The following is a 15,938-nucleotide window of genomic DNA, read 5'->3' as shown; positions in this document are numbered from 1 at the left end:
TCCGATATTAGAAGAACACTCTGCGTTCTACTTCACCCGAAAGGTTCGACTGGAGAACCTGTAAACCAACATCACGGCAATAACCATATAAGCAATCGTTCCCGCAAGAACAACTAGTGTAAAAAGTGACGATGCTTTTGGGAATCCGATACAAGCCACGCTTAATCCCAATACGATGCTGTTGACGATAAAAAAGAATGGATTTTTCATATTAAGCTCCGTGCTGTACGGTTGAAAAATATAATACATGAACAAGTGGTGCACTGAGAAGAACAAGGAAAGACAAAGAATCGTTACCCAAAAAATCACCGCATTCATCAAACCCCAATCAGCACCAGAGAGCAGAAACAGCAGAGTACATGCTAAACATATGGCGAAGGCAGGAATAAGATTAAGGCCACTCAATTTAATAAGACGTATCTTGAAATTGTCCAGAATTGCAGCTTGTTCACGATAGAATCCATAACGCAATAAGCTTAGATCACAATTATAAAACATCGCTTTACACACACGCTCACCTATAGAGGTATAGTTCATTATAAATACAAAAAAGGGAAGCCCACCGAGCAGATACGTCGTAAACTTGGACGATGTCTTCGGCGAAATGAACATGATTAGGACTGCCACTATAAAGAGTACACCAATGATGGTTAAACGCCTCTGGATAGGTTGAATCAACAAGCGTTTATGTCTGGAGAAAAAAATAGCATTCAGGTAGGCGTAACCTGTCTTACCTTGAAATGCTTTACCCTTAAGCTCTTCCGACGAAAAGTCCTTCTCCTTGGTCTGAACATCGGCCACCCTTGCTTCTTTCATCATCCGGTTCATGTCCAGCAGTGGATCATCTATCTTGGTAACGACATCTACAGCGCTGCGATAGTTAGGATATTTTCCAATATACACAGCTGCAATTCCTCCAAGTACAACGATCAGAAGACTCACTGGGACACTAAATCCTGTCGCATCATTTACAAAAGCATACCCTAGATAAAGGGGAAAATAAGCAAGTAGAGCGCCTAGTCCAATCACCGACCATACCCAGCTCATTTTTTTAACTAACACAATTCCTTTTTTGTCAAAAAACCAAAGATTCAGCGCCTCAGTGACTATTCTCCAGGCCGTAAGCAGAACTGCAAGCCATATGCCGTGCCACAGTGGTACATCAAAAATTCCCGCAAAAACGGTTAATGCTGGCACATAATAAATAAAAAACGTTAAGCCTTTAAGCAAAAGTGTAGCATGCATATACTGCTTAGCCGGAATCCTCATCAGCTTCACACATATATATTTATCCCGTTTGGGCTCTAATATAAATACATACGATACCGCAGCCACTATAAAGCTCAGAATTATAAAGATATGTAGGAACAATGCATACTGTTCAGCGAGTGGCATTTCTTTGTGTAAAAGAACAATTGGCAAATAAACCACAATGCCCAGATAGGCGAACTTGCTTAAAAATCCCCAAAAGACCTTTAGTATAAGTGCAATCCATGCGAAAACTTGTTTAAGTGTAATGTTAGAGTAGATATCACCTTTTAAAAGTTTGCCAAGAACAGGTAGCTTTTTGAAATAGTAAATCAGCCGATTGGCTGCGGACGAACCTCTAATCCCCTGTATGGTACGAAGTGTACTAATCATTGTTGCCATCCTGAAGTAAAGCTATAATCTGCTCCTCAAACTCTGGACTTTGTAGGGTCTCACGTGGAATTTCTTGAAGGGTTCCATGATTTAGAATGACCAACTCGTCACATAAATCGGCGGCCAATTGCAAAATATGCGTAGAAAAAATAATGATGTGATCCTGCTTCATCTCACGCAGCAATTTCTTGATCTCAAGAGCCACAATCACATCAAAAGAGGTTAAAGGCTCATCTAGTAAAATCAAAGGCGGGCGAGTAATGATAAAGCAGAGCATTTGAATTTTATTCTTCATCCCGTGGGAATAACCCTTAATCAGCCGGTGCCGATCTTCTTCCTCAAACTTAATAATGGAAAAATAATCTTCAATGCTTTTATTCGGATCGATCTTCTCACGGTTAATGTCCATATAAAACTTTACGAACTCATAGCCTGTCAGAAATTCAGGTAAGATGGGCAGAGAAAACACATATCCGATGTCCTCATCACGAAGCGGACGGGCAGCATCTTTCTCACCAATAAAAGCAGCGCCACTATCCATCTGGATCTCTCCACTCAGACAATTAAAAAGTGTGGTTTTGCCTGCTCCATTCCGTCCGAGTAGCCCGTATATCTTCCCTTTTTCAAAGGTGAAATCTGCATCCTTAATCACCTGTTTACCATCAAAGCTTTTATGGATATGATCTAAAATCAGTTGCACGCGCACACCTCTCCTATTCTATAGCTAAGGCCTAAAAACTTAGAGTAAGCCCGGTAGCAATTACCGGGCTTACCTTAAGTTAAATCATTCTATAGTTGTTGCTTTAATTAGTCTTCAGGTTGCTCAGCCACAGAAGTTGAAGCTTTGCTCGCTCCCCCCGCTGCTGCTGGAGGTTGTATAGAGGTCACGGGTGTGACTGGAACAGCCTTGCTTCCAGTTGACCCTGAGGATCTAGTCGTCAGCCCTTTGATCAGGGCCTCCACGTCAATTCCAGAGACGCTCTTCAGCATCTCAGGAGCCGTAGACATCAATTGAGTTACATAGTTGCTGACACGTGCCGCTCCTTCACCATTACCGGTATCTACAACGGTAAGCTTATCAATGGATGCCAGCGGCTTCGCGATTTGGCCAGCCAAATCAGGCAGCATTTTGACGATAATATCGAGCACGGCTGCTTCGCCGAATTTCTGGAAGGCTTCCGCCAGCTTCTCTTTCGCTTCTGCTTCCGCTAGACCACGCAACCGGATAACTTCGGCATCCGCTGTACCTTTAGCCAGCTCTGCATCCGCCATCGCTTGCCCTTCAAGGCGCTTTTGCTCTGCCGTAGCTTTTGCCTGCGTTTCGATACTGTATTGCAAGGCATCTGCCTCACGCATTCTCTTCGCCTTATCAGCTTCCGCCGCTTGCTCTACTGCGTAACGATCCGCTTCCGCTTTTTTCTTCACTTCTGCGTCGTACTGCTTCTCACGAACTTGAATTTCTTTCGCTTGCAGATCGATTTCGCGTTCCTTACGTACCAGCTCAACCTTCATTTGCTCTTCGACAACAGTCTGCTTCGCGCGTGCCTCTTGAATATGATAAGCCTGATCGGCTTCCGCTTTCGCTGTATCCTGATCCCGTTTAAACGCAGCCACCTTAAGCTGGTTTTCCTTGGAGGCTTCGGCGATATTCGTATCCCGCAGCAGCTCTGCTTTTTGCCCTTGCTCTTCAGCATTTGCCTTTTGAATTCTCGCATCCCGCACTGCTTCTGCTTCAGCGATCTCTGCATCCCGCTTCACTGCAGCTATCCGCGGTTTACCTAATGCATCAAGATATCCATGTTTGTCTCGGACATCCTTGATCGTAAAGGAAACAATTTGCAGACCCATTTTCTTAAGATCACGTGCCGCCACGCCTTGAACCTCTTGCGCAAAACGGTCACGGTTACGATATACTTCCTCAACGGTCATCGAACCGAGAATGGCCCGCAGATGACCCTCAAGAACTTCTTGTGCTTCGCTCTTCAGCGCTTCAATCGGTTTGCCCATAAATTGCTCAGCGGCTGTCGCCACATCTTCAGTCGAGCTACCCACTTTAATAATTGCTACACCGTCAGCAATAACCGGAACCCCTTGTTCGGTGTATACTTCCGGGGTCGTCACATCGAGTTTATGAGAAAGAAGCGACATAAATTCAGCCTTCTGAAAGATAGGAAGGATAAATGCCCCGCCCCCACGTACTATCTTTATTTTACGACCAGAACCATCGTCTGAAATATGATTTTTCCCCAAGAACGACCCCGTTACGATCATCCCTTCATCTGGTCCAACAGTTTTGTAACGTGCCCAGAATGCGATCCCTAGCACAAACAAAACAGCAACGACAACAGCAGGGACTAACAAATACTCAGGAATACCGAACATTAAAGATCCACTCCTCTTCTCTTTTCGAATTCTGACACCAATGCAACGCCTTCTCTAACCTCCACTACAACAACTTTAATTCCTGCCGGAAGCAGCTCATGATCAAAGCTTGCTGCCGTATGCAGGCTATTGCCGGCGCCAAACTTTACCATAATCTCGCCATAACCCGTGGCGGGAACAGGAATTGTGATTTCTCCGATCTTGCCAGGCAGATCATTCATAGAGAAACCATTGGACATTTCGCTTTTTTCCATGGGCTTAACCACCCCTAGATACATAAGTACTCCCAAAAAAGCGGCGGCTAACAAAGACAAAGCAATGATCGCCCCAGCTTCCAGTGCGCTGTACCGGGTTAGAAGAATGCCCGCTCCGCCGAACACGGTTATTCCTCCTGCCAGTACGGTGGGATTCAGAAAATCTACGGATACGAAATCAAAGACTCCATGCAAAGCATCTCCGATCACATCACCCACCAGGACGCTGACTATGGCAAATATGACGCCTAGCGCCAAGCAGCCTAAATACAGCGTTTGCATATTAACTTCCTCCTGTCTTCATTCAGGACTGTCATATTACTTTAAACGAATAAAGTAGGCCATTGGTTTCATAAACTTTGGATATTCACCCATAAAAGTTCCATTCAGAGGATAATAGTACGAAAAATGTTGTCGGACACAGCAGACCTTATACGCAGCTTTTTCTCATATTTGACGTGCTATCGGACCTCATAGCCTCTATTGGCGTGAAAAACAGCAAAAATGAGCCAGTTCGATGGAATAGTGTCTCTGGAATCCGAACAACTGCTCAAAAGGCTGAAAATTCACATATAACGTCATTCAGGTCCGTAAATTCTGGGTGAGGTTATAGATTAGATTGCGGTACGGGTGCGAGAGGCAGATGAGGCAGCGGTCGGCAGTAGCGAAGCTCGGGGACGAAGTCGAGGAGAAGTTGAGTTGGCAAAGTTAAGTCAGGGAGCTAGTCCCAATAGACCCATAAAAGCGAAGAGGCGATTCTCCCATAACGGGAGAATCGCTTCTTTGACGTTCTATTTCGTTTTCCAGAATAAAGACGAAGGGTCTCTTTCGTAGAAGAATTTACTTACAGAGCCATTTTATAAATTTCAACTACGTCCTCACGGTCAAGCTTGCGGAAATTACCAAACGGTCCGAATCGAACCGCCTTATCAGCCATACTGCCGATCTCGCTGTCATCAATATCATAATCAGCAAGTGTCTTCGGTGCACCAATGGAATCCCAGAAGCTACGCAGCGCTTCAATTCCTTCCAGCCCTATTTCCTTATCGGTCTTGCCCGCAGGATCAACACCAAACACATTTACAGCAAGCTTGCGGAAACGGGCAGGATCAGTATCGATATTATATTTCATCCATTGTGGGAACAGAATAGCCAGTCCTCCACCGTGTGGAATGTCGTATACAGCTGATACTGCGTGCTCGATGTTGTGAGTCGCCCAATCTCCAGCAAAACCCATGCTAACCATACCGTTAAGCGCCATTGTACCGCAGTACATGATCGTCTCACGCAGTTCGTAATTATTCAAATCTTCAATAAGCTTCGGTGCGGTTTCGATCACAGTACGTAGCAAAGTCTCACAGAAGCCGTCTTGTACCGGTGTGTTGGTATCGCTATGGAAATAGTGTTCCAGAACATGAGACATGATATCTACCATGCCGTAGACCGTCTGATCACGTGGCAGAGTAAAGGTGTTCTCTGGGTCAAGAATCGAGAATGCTGGGAAGGCATGAATACTGCCCCAGCCCATTTTTTCCTTAGTCACTTCGTTAGTGATTACAGAGCCGCTATTCATTTCTGATCCTGTAGCTGCCATCGTCAGCACTGTACCGAGTGGGAGAGCATCTTGAGCAGCTGCCTTACGTTCAACAAAGTCCCACATGTCACCTTCATATTTCGCCCCAACAGCAACTGCTTTAGCGCAGTCCAACACGCTACCGCCGCCTACAGCTAGGATGAGATCGATATTATGCTCGCGACACAGCTCTACACCCTTATGTACGGTGGAAAGACGTGGATTCGGCTCTACGCCAGAAAGTTCAGTTACCACAGCATCTATTGCGCTCAGCTCAGCCTTTACCTTTTCATACAGGCCACTACGCTTGATGCTACCGCCACCGTACATCAACAATACATTCTTGCCGTACTTGGGCACCTCAGTCTTCAAAGCTTCCAGCGTACCCTGTCCAAAAATCAGCTTGGTAGGGTTATAAAAATCAAAATTACGCATATGTGTAAACCTCCATTAGTTATTTCAGAATATTTTGCTCACTCGTATTATAAACCTCTAAATGGCTGCATTCAAATGGAGTAGCTTCAAACCACATAGATATCCCCACAAAGTGGTGCTTTGCTTCGATGCAAACTCAGGTACTTTGCGGGGACCCCAAATATATAACCTAAAAAAAGGATGTCCTTAAGCTCATAGGCTTAAGGACATCCCTAATCCAAACTTACATCGCGCCGAAGCTCTTCACGAAACGACGGAAAGCAGCTTGCCCTTCCGGAGTCCGTTTATAGACACCCGCATGTTCAAGAATATGTGTAAACTTGATGCCGACTTCGTTCTGCACAATCTTGACGGCTTCTTCATGCTGTAATGCCGTTCCGAAACGCTCTACAAGCTCCTGAACCCAAGCAGCATGCTGTGCAAGTGGATGACTAGGAACATTCTTCACCGCTTCTAATAGCGCTTGATCTCCTGCAAGGATGCTGGCAATAGAATCGAGCTCTTCCTTCAGACGACCTGGCAGAATTGCGAGTCCCATGACCTCAATCAAGCCGATATTTTCTTTCTTGATATGGTGCATCTCCCGATGGGGATGGAAAATCCCTTCAGGATATTGCTCATTGGTCCGGTTATTACGTAGCACAAGGTCCATCTCGAAGCTGCCATCTTCCGCCCGACGAACGATTGGAGTAACGGTATTATGAGGCTGAGCATCACCATTCACTTCACTGAACGCTAACACTTCCACCTCAGGATCACTATACGTCTTCCATGCTTCATAAAGTGCATTTCCACACTCCAGCAATACCGCAGGATCCACAGCATTCAAACGTAATACGGACATAGGCCATTTTACGATATTGATACTAACACCCGGATAAGATGCATGCGTGAACGTATCTTCCTTAGGCGCTTTCTGAATAGGGAATGTGTGACGTCCACCTTGAAAATGGTCATGCGTCAGAATCGAGCCACCGACAATTGGCAAGTCTGCATTTGAGCCAATAAAATAGTGCGGGAAAGATTCTACGAAGCCAAGCAGCCGCTTCAAGGTATCCTTGGTAAGCTTCATTGGCACATGATCATGATGGAATACAATACAGTGCTCGTTGTAGTAAACATACGGCGAGTATTGAAAGAGCCATTTCTCATTATTCAGCTGAAGTGGAATGACACGCAGGTTCTGGCGCGGCGGATGATTAACTCGACCAGCATACCCAACATTCTCGCGGCACAGCAGACATTTTGGATAGACCGGCGGCGGGAGCAAGCGGGCCATAGCAATTTCCTTCGGACTTTTCTCAGGCTTGGACAAATTGATTGTCATCTCAATGTCACCGTAAGGCGAATCTTGCAGCCAGTAGACATTCTTGGAAATCCGGTCCATCCGGATATAGTTGGAATCTATACTTAATTTATAAAAGCGATCTGTAGCCGCGGAGATGCCTTTTTCAGCAGCTAAACGATTGAACTCAGCATTTACGTCTGAAGGACGGGCCATTAAGAGTCCCATAATCTTGGCATCCAGCAAGTCACGGTAAGTGTCGCTATTCTCTGGAATCAATCCGATTTCAAAACCATAATCAATCAGTGCATCCAGTGGAACCTGTGGACCTGTAAGTGGACTTTGATCGATCTCGCCAACGAACGGCTCACTAAATCCGAACTGATCTAGCAGCACATTACGGCTATAGTCTTCATCTGATGGAGCAATGAGCTGCTCACGTAGTGCGAACAAAACTAGCTGCTCAATCGCATGTAAGGCTTTCTGGCCAGCAGGCGTAACCTTATTCTCGTTGTGCATTTTCAATTCTCCTTAAGTAGGGTCTCATGCTCTAGTTAAGCTATGCTAAAGCCCCTTATTCTCCGTACCCCTGCGGATTGGCAGAATGCCAGTTCCAGGCGCTTTGAATGATATTCTCTAAATCAGCATGCTGAGGGTTCCATCCAAGGATAGAGCGCGCTTTATCGGAGGAAGCTACCAGTACTGCCGGATCTCCAGCACGGCGTTCTTGAATAACTACAGGGATTTCTAGTCCTGTAACCTTCTTCGCAGTTTCAATAACCTGTTTTACCGAGAAGCCAAGTCCATTTCCCAAGTTAAAAATATTACTGCTGCTTCCGCTACGCAGATAAGTTACTGCACGAACATGGGCGTCAGCCAGATCGCTAACATGAATATAGTCGCGCACACAAGTACCATCTTCTGTAGGATAGTCGTCTCCGAATACGGCGATGCTCTCCCGTTGCTTCAAAGCGGTTTGCAATACCAGTGGAACCAAATGACTTTCCGGACGATGGTCTTCACCGATTTTGCCACTAGCATGTGCACCTGCAGCATTAAAGTAACGTAGTGCTACGTATTTGATGCCCAGTACTTTGTCAAACCAAGCCATCATCCGTTCCATGGTCAGCTTCGTTTCTCCGTATACGTTTGCTGGCTCTGTACGGTCTGTTTCTTCAATCGGCACCTTTTCCGGTTCGCCGTAGGTTGCAGCTGTGGACGAGAATACGATTTTGTTCACGCCAGCTTTTTGCATAGCTTCCAAAATACATTGTGTGCCATATACGTTGTTGTCGTAATATTTCACAGGGTCCTTCATGCTTTCTCCAACCAAAGAGCTTGCCGCAAAATGGATAACCGCATCAATTTCATTCTCGGCGAATAGCTTGCCAAGCAGCTCCTTATCACGCAGATCTCCTTCGTACAGCTTGCCACCCAGTAGCGCCTCACGATGCCCTGTTAGCAGGTTGTCGATGACTACCACTTCTTCGCCGCGATCCAACAGCTCTGCTACAGTATGAGATCCAATATACCCTGCTCCACCTGTTACTAAAATTGCCATCTAATTACACTCCCTTCAATTCTTGGACACCATTACCGATGCCGCAAACGTAGAACTCACCAACCAAACCAGATCTTGTCGTATATGCCTCGCCTACTTCACGAATGAAACGCTCTACATCATCTTCATGCACCAAGGATACAGTACAGCCACCAAAACCTGCACCAGTCATACGGGAGCCGAGTGTACCCGGAATACGCTGTGCTTCTTCAACCATAATATCTAGCTCTTCACAGCTAACTTCATACAAATCGCGCAAGGAAGCATGTGAATCATTCATGAACTGCCCAAATTGTTTTAGATCATTGTTCTTTAATACCTCAACGGAATCTAGTACGCGTTGATTCTCTTCCACTACATGGCGAGCGCGGCGTCTAACAATTTCATCTGTGATTTTATCTTGATGTGCTTCGAACTGCTCACGATTGAGCTGTGCCAGATAAGCTAGTGAAGGCACTTCTTTTTGCAAAATAGACAAGGCCTCATCACACTGCTGACGACGCTCATTGTACTTGGAATCTACAAGTCCTCTGCGTTTGTTCGTATTGCCGATAACCAGTTTGTAAGCACCCGTAATGAAAGGTACCAGATTATATTCAAGCGTATCGCACATTAACAGGATTGCATGATCTCGTTTGCCATTAGCAACTGCGAACTGATCCATAATTCCGGAGTTCACACCTACATACTGGTTCTCAGCACGCTGAGACAAGAGTGCAATCTCAACGGTATCCGTGTCGCCGCCTTCGAGAGCTAGGAAAGCATAAGCAGTCACAACTTCAAGAGAAGCCGATGAGGACAAGCCTGCGCCATTCGGAATATCACCATGGAACAGCAGATCGTAACCTTTAGATACTGGAGTGTTTTTCTTCTCCAATTCAACCATTACTCCAACCGGATAGTCGATCCATTCCCCAGTTTTGGCCTTGCCAATTTCACTATAATCAATAGATGCTTCATAAGGAAAATTAGTAGATGCAAAATTCACTTTGCTGTCACTGCGTGGACGCACAATCAAAGTTGTACCGAATTCCAAAGCTGCCGGCAGCACGTATCCACCGTTATAATCCAAGTGCTCTCCAATGAGATTAACACGTCCTGGTGCATAAAATACTTGAGCTTCTTGCTCGCTTACCCCATACTTTTCGATGAATTTCTTTTTAAGATCCTGTGTGCTCATTAATGCCACTCCATCCTTTCGCTGCTTCAGCCAGTGGGAATTAGTAAAGCGTTCTTTATGTATTCATTATAATAGAATCAGTAATCCTCTGATAATGCAATCATGTGTGTAATGTATGGATAAATGTGACTTCCCATAATATAATAATTACACAAATAATTGCTACACCCTAAACTATAAGCCATAAAATGACAATAACACAAGAAAGGCTGTCTCAAATGGAGCATACTTATTCCGTAGGATCTAATCCCGTGTATTACGATAAACAAAATCTCCATGTACTGTTTGCTGGTCAGAGTCAGACGATTCCTTTGCATCAAGCAGGTCCTAAGATCTATGATTATTATTTACTTCACTTTATAGAGTCTGGCTCAGGTGTTTTCCGTACTGAACATCATCAATATGCACTGGAAAAAGGTGACTGCTTCCTAATTCATCCAGGACAGCTGGTCAGTTATATTTCGGATAAAGATCAGCCCTGGTGCTATCGCTGGGCAGCTTTTACTGGGAGTGAAGCTGATGACCTTGTGCTGCAGACCGGTTTCACACCTCAAAAACCTGTGGTGACTACAACGGGTGATAGTGTCATCCCAGGTGCTCTTTCCAGTATCATGCAAGCCTTCAAAGCAAACAAAGAGAGTGCCCACCTAACCTCTCTAGGATATCTTTATCTCATTGTAGGCGAAGCCGCTGATTTGCTCTCTTCCTTCTCTCGTCTTCCAGGGGCTGAATCGCAGGTTAAGCGTACCGTGAAGCAAATGATCCACTACATGGCCTCCCAATACGCGCATCCGGTATCCATTGAACAAATGTGTGATACCCTTGGCTATAACCGGGCCTATCTATCCCGTGTATTTAAGCAAGAGACCGGTTTGTCTCCGGTAACCTACTTACTGAAGCTTCGCATTGAGAAGTCTAGACAGCTGCTGCGTGAACGACCGGAGCTGTCAGTTGAACAAGTAGCTGCATCCGTCGGACTTACTGACGCCTTGTATTTCTCGCGCCAATTCAAACGTTTTTGTGCTCAGTCACCCACCGCTTATCGCCTCACAACGACTAGACATGCAAAGAAGACAGATCAGTAAGAGATGGGTACACAAAAGGGATCCACATATTAGACAAGTCTAATATGTGGATCCCTTTGTTAAGCTGACCTTTCAGTTAGCTGGGGTTATCTTGCATATAGCCTTAAATATTCGGGGTAAGCACGAAGATGCATCTCTTTTGCCCTTTTCTGAGTCATTTCCTTCAGTTCTGGCACATGCTCCGCATCAACATAATCAGCGAGAACATCAATCACATCATCTAGGAGCTTCGCTCTAAAATAAAACTCAATTCGTTCCAATATTGCACGGCCTGCTAAATCAATAACTAGATCTCTGCAATAAGTCCAATCCTTTGATTTATAGAGCGGCCAAAGAAGTACGGAATAATCCATTGCAGCGTCTCCAAATACCGTTAAGTCATCCCAATCAATCATCCAAAAATCATTATTATCATCGACTAAGACATTCTGCCAATTTATGTCATTGTGTACGATATCGGTTGCCTTCCTTTGAAAGGAAGGGTGCTGACTAACCATTAATTTTAGTGCTTCCACTTCAGTATCGAACCAATCCAAAGTGTCCGCCGTTACAAAGTCCAGCAAATGCTTATCCGCTCTAATGATTTGCAAATCTTCTTCAAATCGAGTGATGTATTCGTCAGTAAATGCGGCGGCATAGTTGTAGTTCTTATCTTCACTTGCAACTATCATCCCAATCTCTTTATCCGTATGTAATTGATGAAGGGACTTCAGAACCTTTTCAATCACTGGCAGTGGATCGGAGATGGCGCTTAATGGTTTACCTTTAATAAAATCAAATACTAAACCATAGGAATAACCTGATGTTATTTCTTGTGTAACTTCCCTAATTAACCGTGGTGCCCTGTAATTATTACTCAGATGTTCACTCAGCTTAACCCACTGTTTAAGTCCTGCTGCTTTTTGTTCTTGCGAGAGTTTTAGATGACGAATAGTTTGACCATCCGTTATGCGATAAGATTGGTTTACAAACCCTCCAGGATTCCAAATATACTTAGCCTCAATATTTGACTTATTTAACCCTAAAGATTGCGAGTTGGCTTCGGTCCACTCTTTCACCTTGTTCTCATCCTGATGCAAATCCATTGATGAATCTCATCCCTTCACCCACGTCTTCATCAAGTTCCATTCTCCGTTTGAAGAATAGTCTCAATGCGATCCAAATCTGTCTGTGAGAAATCCAAATGCTGAAGAGCAGCAATATTCTCTTCAATCTGACTAACCCTGCTCGCCCCTATTAGAGCTGAAGTAATCTTGCCGTCACGTAGTGTCCAAGCTAGTGCAAGCTGCGCCAAACTCTGTCCTCTTGAAACGGCAAGCTGATTTAGCGCGTGGATCTTGCGCTTCACATCCGGTGTAATCCGGCCTTCATTTAACGCAGCGGACGGTTTGACCGCTCTTGATCCCTCTGGAATCCCATTTAAGTACTTATTGGTTAACAGCCCTTGAGCCAGAGGTGTAAAAGCAATACTGCCAACTCCGCTCTGTTCCAGTACATCCTGTAAACCGCCCTCAATCCAACGATCAAGCATCGAATAACTCGGCTGATGAATTAAGAGTGGCGTACCTAAGCTTTTCAAGATTCTAACCGCTTCAAGCGTTTGCTTCGCGGTATAGTTAGATAATCCTATATACAGAGCTTTGCCGGAACGCACAGCATAGTCCAGCGCCTGCATGGTTTCTTCGAGTGGTGTTTCTTGGTCCGGCCGATGAGAATAATATATATCAACATAATCTAGGCCAAGCCGCTTCAGACTCTGATCTAGACTGGCCAGCATATATTTACGCGAACCCCATTCGCCATAAGGGCCGGGCCACATGCTATACCCTGCTTTTGTCGAAATCACTATTTCATCCCGATATGGAGCCATATCACTAGCAAGCACTTTACCAAACAGTTCTTCTGCTGAACCTGCGGGTGGACCATAGTTATTAGCTAGATCAAAATGGGTAATTCCAAAATCAAAAGCACGAGTGATCATTTCTCTGCCATTCTCGTAAGTATCAATTCCACCAAAATTCTGCCATAGTCCTAATGAGATTGCCGGAAGCTTAAGACCTGAGTTCCCACAACGGTTATAACGCATGTCTTCATACCGTTTATCACTTGCTACATATACCATTGCTTATCCCTGCCTCTCATTACGCGCTGCTTCTGTATTACCTTATCTTTAAACTACTGAGCGCAATAATAATCTGGAAACGGATAAGCCATGAGAATATCTCGTCTAACCCAGCAGATCCTTTACACTGCCGAGTACTTTCCCAATCCGATCTGTAATCAGAAGATCAGCTTGATCATCAAAAGGTGTCGGGTCGCCATTCAGCAGCACCGTACGTTTGCCCCGGAAATAAGTAACCAGACTAGCCGCAGGCTGGACCGTAAGAGAGGTTCCACCAATCATAAGCATATCTGCAGCTGCTATCGCTTCGACAGAGCTCACCAGCACCGAGTGGTCCAATTCTTCTTCATATAGCACAACATCGGGCTTAATAATGCCACCACATTCGGGGCAGCGAGGGACGATCTCCGTGGTACCTAGGAGCTGCTCCAGCCCGTAATAACGTGAGCAGTCCATGCAATAGTTACGATGAATTGAACCATGTAGTTCAAGTACCTTTTGGCTGCCCGCCAGCTGGTGTAAGCCATCAATATTTTGCGTAATAACAGCCTTAAGCTTGCCCCGCCGTTCCAATTCTGCAAGCAGCTGATGTGCGCCATTCGGACGAGCGTCGGGGTGAATCATTTTACTGCGGTAAAAATCAAAAAAAATGTCCGGTGAGGACATAAAAAAAGTTCGGCTCAGCATCACTTCAGGCGGATAAGGTGAATTGTGCTGCGTCTGGTATAATCCTGCTGCCGAGCGGAAATCCGGGATCCCACTCTCTGTTGATGTACCTGCCCCTCCGAAAAAAACGATATTGTCACAGTCTTTAATCCAAGAAGCAAGTGTCTGCAATTGATCCATTTGTTATAGCACATCCTTTCCATTAGTATGCTGATCAGTAGGTGATCCGTAGCTCATCAAAGCTAGAGATAATCATATCTGCGTCAATCAAGTGATTCCCATCACCCATGTTGGAGATTCCAACGGCGAGGCGTAAGCCTGCCCCTTTACCCAATTGCATATCTGCATTACTGTCACCAATAATAATCGTCACTTCAGGAGAAAGCCCCAGCTCCCGGCAGGCTAATTCAGCCATTTCAGGTGCAGGTTTTCCGTTTACTACTCTGTCTCTTGTAACTACCGAATCAAAATAATGAGCAATACCAAGCCAATCCAGATGCTCCTGAGTGGTCTTTGCACCATCTGAGGTAACCACGCCTAACTTGAGTGATGCAGCCGCGCACTGTTCCAGAAAAGGAAGTAGTCCTTCTAGAGGCTGTGCCGTGCGACGTTTACGTAATTCATACATCGCGTCCTTAGCTATACTCTTTACACGGGTCAACGCTTCATTCCAAGGGACACCCGCAGCATACAGCTGCCATGCAAGCACACCATAACTTTCTTCTTCTGTAGCCATGGTGAGCGGCCCTGCAGGATCATAACCAATCAACTTACCTGTAGCATCATGCTGGGTACCAAGCACTTTACTCCGATCCACGATAAAATCGGTTCCCATTACCGCAAGTTGATTTTCTAATCCACGCAGTACAAGCTCGGCCCAATTCCCCCATGTGGCTAATAGATCCAATAACGTGCCATCTTTGTCGAACAAGATTCCTGAACAGGGAATGCGATCATCGTTAATCTGTAATAATGCCATAAATCACCCTCCCTTTTATTGGAAAGACCAAAACTACCTGAGATTCCCTAGCCAATCCAGCATGGCACGCACAGTGTCATTTTGTTGTTCTTCTTCGGAAATGGTTGCTTCCCCATCTCCTTTTTGTGGTCCATAGCTTCCAAACTGAGCGTGATTTCCACCGACGATTGAACTATAAACGGTATTGTCTGGCAGATAGGAACGTCCTTTATTATAGCTGTCTCTGTCAATAACTTGATCTTCAGTACCCACTACCGACAATACTGACAAAGTAGTCTCTCGTAGACTACCTTTTTCATCTGGATAAGAGGCCAAGAAAAACACACCCTCCAGTTGGTCCGCATGTTCAATCGCATAACGTGACGCCATGACACCCCCAAGCGAATGTCCACCTAGAACAAAAGATTGCTTTGGATGCACACGAATAATCTCATCTGCGGCATCGCCCTTTATTACTGCTAAATTAAGCGGCATTTTGGCGATGTAGAAAGGATGCCCGGCAGCAGCTATGCTCTTAGCAAGTGGGGAGTAAGCTTCTGGTTTCACCAGAGCCCCAGGGTAAAATATGATCGAGGCCCCCTTAGTAATAGAGGGTTCGAACAAGATCCAGTTTTCATTCTGTTCAACTGTAACTTCACCACTTGAAATCAGTGCAGTTTCGGCTTCTTCAGCTGGTGCATACGGAGTTAAATATTTCCATATAAACAGACCAGCTACAACAAGAATGATTAATACAGATATAGCGATGCGGCTTTTAGTTATTCTTTTCTTCAAC

At 45.1% G+C, this 15,938-nt stretch carries 14 protein-coding genes; 1 reads left to right on the top strand and 13 read right to left on the bottom strand.

The annotated features are described in order from the left end of the window. Positions 1–27: 27 nt before the first annotated feature. The 8 genes from QNH28_RS07910 to QNH28_RS07875 all read right to left on the bottom strand — a co-directional run bounded on the left by QNH28_RS07910 (position 28) and on the right by QNH28_RS07875 (position 10,311). Positions 28–1,650 carry a hypothetical protein gene (locus QNH28_RS07910; RefSeq protein ID WP_283910892.1) on the bottom strand — a complete coding sequence of 541 codons (1,623 nt, stop codon included), beginning with the start codon at positions 1,648–1,650 and terminating at the stop codon, positions 28–30. After that, on the bottom strand, positions 1,634–2,341 hold the full coding sequence (locus tag QNH28_RS07905; RefSeq protein WP_283910891.1) for an ABC transporter ATP-binding protein: 708 nt from the start codon (positions 2,339–2,341) through the stop codon (positions 1,634–1,636). The genes QNH28_RS07910 and QNH28_RS07905 overlap by 17 nt, the downstream gene beginning before the upstream one ends. Positions 2,342–2,448: 107 nt before the next feature. Further along, on the bottom strand, positions 2,449–4,023 hold the full coding sequence (locus tag QNH28_RS07900) for a flotillin lipid rafts scaffold protein FloT (RefSeq protein ID WP_283910890.1): 1,575 nt from the start codon (positions 4,021–4,023) through the stop codon (positions 2,449–2,451). Further along, complete coding sequence (locus tag QNH28_RS07895; RefSeq protein WP_283910889.1) at positions 4,023–4,559, bottom strand: NfeD family membrane protein; 537 nt, start codon at positions 4,557–4,559, stop codon at positions 4,023–4,025. Before QNH28_RS07895 ends, QNH28_RS07900 begins: the two co-directional genes overlap by 1 nt. Positions 4,560–5,121: 562 nt before the next feature. Beyond that, positions 5,122–6,285 (bottom strand): iron-containing alcohol dehydrogenase, encoded by a 1,164-nt coding sequence (locus tag QNH28_RS07890; RefSeq protein ID WP_283910888.1) that lies wholly within the window; start codon positions 6,283–6,285, stop codon positions 5,122–5,124. Positions 6,286–6,508: 223 nt separating this feature from the next. Then, positions 6,509–8,089, bottom strand: coding sequence for a UDP-glucose--hexose-1-phosphate uridylyltransferase (locus QNH28_RS07885; RefSeq protein ID WP_283910887.1), 1,581 nt, complete (start codon positions 8,087–8,089; stop codon positions 6,509–6,511). A 55-nt stretch (positions 8,090–8,144) separates the two neighbouring features. Beyond that, positions 8,145–9,131 (bottom strand): UDP-glucose 4-epimerase GalE, encoded by a 987-nt coding sequence (galE, locus tag QNH28_RS07880; RefSeq protein ID WP_283910886.1) that lies wholly within the window; start codon positions 9,129–9,131, stop codon positions 8,145–8,147. Between the two features lie 4 nt (positions 9,132–9,135). Beyond that, entirely contained in the window at positions 9,136–10,311 is a 1,176-nt protein-coding gene (locus tag QNH28_RS07875) for a galactokinase (protein WP_283910885.1), read from the bottom strand. 188 nt (positions 10,312–10,499) lie between these two features. On the opposite strand from QNH28_RS07875, the gene QNH28_RS07870 reads away from it, so the two are divergent. Further along, positions 10,500–11,396, top strand: coding sequence for an AraC family transcriptional regulator (locus tag QNH28_RS07870; RefSeq protein ID WP_283910884.1), 897 nt, complete (start codon positions 10,500–10,502; stop codon positions 11,394–11,396). Between the two features lie 86 nt (positions 11,397–11,482). Here the strand turns inward: QNH28_RS07870 and QNH28_RS07865 are convergent, their stop codons facing one another. From QNH28_RS07865 to QNH28_RS07845, 5 genes are all read right to left on the bottom strand, one after another. Next, positions 11,483–12,481, bottom strand: a complete 999-nt coding sequence (locus QNH28_RS07865) for an aminoglycoside phosphotransferase family protein (RefSeq protein WP_283910883.1) — start codon at positions 12,479–12,481, stop codon at positions 11,483–11,485. A 32-nt stretch (positions 12,482–12,513) separates the two neighbouring features. After that, entirely contained in the window at positions 12,514–13,518 is a 1,005-nt protein-coding gene (gene mgrA, locus QNH28_RS07860; RefSeq protein WP_283910882.1) for an L-glyceraldehyde 3-phosphate reductase, read from the bottom strand. A gap of 105 nt (positions 13,519–13,623) precedes the next feature. After that, a complete protein-coding gene (locus QNH28_RS07855; RefSeq protein WP_283910881.1) occupies positions 13,624–14,364 on the bottom strand; it encodes an NAD-dependent protein deacylase in 741 nt (246 codons plus the stop codon). 34 nt (positions 14,365–14,398) lie between these two features. Then, complete coding sequence (locus QNH28_RS07850; RefSeq protein WP_283910880.1) at positions 14,399–15,163, bottom strand: HAD family hydrolase; 765 nt, start codon at positions 15,161–15,163, stop codon at positions 14,399–14,401. 33 nt (positions 15,164–15,196) lie between these two features. Further along, on the bottom strand, positions 15,197–15,937 hold the full coding sequence (locus tag QNH28_RS07845) for an alpha/beta hydrolase (protein WP_283910879.1): 741 nt from the start codon (positions 15,935–15,937) through the stop codon (positions 15,197–15,199). Position 15,938: the final 1 nt, after the last annotated feature.

The sequence above is a fragment of the Paenibacillus sp. G2S3 genome (genome assembly GCF_030123105.1).
GTDB lineage: Bacteria > Bacillota > Bacilli > Paenibacillales > Paenibacillaceae > Paenibacillus_AQ.
This window is presented reverse-complemented; position numbering and strand designations above follow the sequence as displayed.